The 2,210-nt window shown below is 25.7% G+C and carries 4 protein-coding genes; all 4 read left to right on the forward strand.

The window, feature by feature from the left end; all coding sequences use genetic code 11:
- Nucleotides 1-501: 501 nt before the first annotated feature.
- Nucleotides 502-771, forward strand: coding sequence for a hypothetical protein (locus BN899_RS00005; RefSeq protein WP_042271114.1), 270 nt, complete (start codon nt 502-504; stop codon nt 769-771).
- 326 nt (nt 772-1,097) lie between these two features.
- Complete coding sequence (locus BN899_RS19170; RefSeq protein ID WP_161628729.1) at nt 1,098-1,274, forward strand: hypothetical protein; 177 nt, start codon at nt 1,098-1,100, stop codon at nt 1,272-1,274.
- 26 nt (nt 1,275-1,300) lie between these two features.
- On the forward strand, nt 1,301-1,516 hold the full coding sequence (locus BN899_RS00010; protein ID WP_147568444.1) for a sortase: 216 nt from the start codon (nt 1,301-1,303) through the stop codon (nt 1,514-1,516).
- Between the two features lie 82 nt (nt 1,517-1,598).
- Nucleotides 1,599-2,198: a response regulator transcription factor gene (locus tag BN899_RS00015; RefSeq protein WP_052356443.1), complete on the forward strand. Its 600-nt coding sequence runs from the start codon at nt 1,599-1,601 to the stop codon at nt 2,196-2,198.
- Nucleotides 2,199-2,210: the final 12 nt, after the last annotated feature.

Consider the following 2,210-nt stretch of genomic DNA (forward strand, 5'->3'; position numbering starts at 1 on the left):
ATTAAGTTGAGACTATACAATATGTATAGTCTTTTTTCGTTTTAGAGTTAAATTTTACTAGGTAGTTATTCTAGTGAGATTTAGCTCCTTTTTATTATGGGATAATTAGTAGCAGTTTAATATACTACTAAAGTATAAGGATGTATAATACAGAAATTATACTTATTAATTAAGTACTATTAGGTATAAAAATAGGTATGTGGAGGAATATTTTTTTTTTAGTATATCAATTATTATTGTACTTGGGATTAATAAAATAAAAGTACATATGGGGGAGTAAAATTAGTAATTAAAAAACATTCTTGAAAATTAAGAATGCTTTTTTAGAAAGGAGATTAAATAAGAAATATAAAAATGGCGGTAGAAGCTATTTTGTTAAGCTAAATTATATCTATTACCTTAATTGCACCAACTTTTGTTGTTTCAAGTAATAGCAATCTGACTATAAATATTGAATAATATCAGCAATAAGGTGGATGGAGAACAGGATTAAGTAAAAATATGCAAGTAGATAAGAGATTTATATATAGAAAATCTCATGCAAATAATAGTTTAGAAAAAGCCTTAGATGAAATGAATAAATATATTAAAGTAAACTTTAAATATAAAGTAGAGATAATATCAAAAAGTAATAGCAGCTTAAAATACATAATAAATAAGAATGGAATTGTGTTAGAGAAACAAATAAGTGTAAGTGGAAAACAAGAGGATACAATAGTAATGGAAAAAAGAAATGGGAAATGCAGCATAATTAGTATCAAGTGTGTATAGTTTTGATATTTTATATAAGATAATAGAAAGCGGTGGAAGAACTGTAACACCTCCAGAATCAGAAGAAAAGCCAGAAAACCCAGGAGATACAGAGAAACATAAATAACCTAAATAAACCAGGTGGAGCTGAAGATACAAATAAGCCATCAAGACCAAATAAACCTGGAACTGGTGGAAATGGAAGTAATGTAGGAGAATCTGCAAATAAGTTACCGCAAACAGGAGGTTTTCTAAACTCATTAACATTAGCAATATTAGTACTTTCAGTAGCAGGGATTGGTATAGTATTAGATAGAAAATCCTCTTCTAAAAAGAAGGTAAGATTGATGAATAAAAAAATTAAAAATAAAGAAAAGATAAGGGTGACTATAACTGAATCGGCACGAGCATTAACTAGAGGTGGAATAGGTATCTTAGGTAGCTATGCATACTTTACAGACAAAGTAGAGGCTAAAAAACGACTTAGTTGTTACCATAGAGAATATAGTAGGGCTAGAGCCTAATAGTATAATTGATTGTGCTTTAAAAATTGATATATCTAATGGGAATCATGACAGGAGATAGTATAGAAGTACTAAATAATGATGGTCTACACACATATAAAGTAATTTCATCAGAAGTGGTAAAACATGAACAAGTGGAGGTTTTAGAATCTAATTTAGATGAGAAATCTATAACCCTAATAATTTGTACTCCAAAGTTTATAGGAAGCTACAGATTAGTTATAAAGGGTAAGTTAATTTAAATTATGATTATTAGGTATAATAGACTATAGTTTAATTTATATAAAAAGTATAGTGTTTATTAATAGTTAGAAAGGTGAAAAAATGAATACATTAATAATATCAAAATCATTTATGATAAAAGAGTCGGTATCAAAATTATTTATAGAAAATTTCAATCCAAAATATGTAAATCAAGTATCAGATTTAAATGATATTTCTGATGAGGAATTAAGTAAATATGATTTTATTTTTATAAATATAGATGATAATAATATAAATGATTTAAAAAGAATTAATTTATTAAGAAAAAATCAAGAATCATTAAAAATTCTGGCAATAGATTTTTATAAAAAAGAGAGTTTGTTCATAGAAGCAGTTAGATTAGGGATAGGTGCATATATATCTAATATAGATGATAAAGAAGAGTTTATTTATATTGTGAGAAAAGTTATAGAAGGTAAAAAATTTTATGAAGGAGATCTTATGCATAAGGCACTTACACATAAACTTAATAGAGCTAATACTTTATTAACTAATAGAGAAGAAGAAGTAATAAAAGAAGTTGCAAAAGGATTTAATAATTATAAAATATCAGAAAACTTATCTATAACAGAATATACAGTAAAAAAACATATAAGCAGTATACTTCAAAAACTTGGCTTAAAAAATAGGCAAGAGATAATATTATATATGCAAAAATGACAATAAAAAAAA

Source organism: Faecalimicrobium dakarense, from assembly GCF_000499525.1.
Taxonomy (GTDB): Bacteria; Bacillota; Clostridia; order Peptostreptococcales; family Peptostreptococcaceae; genus Faecalimicrobium; species Faecalimicrobium dakarense.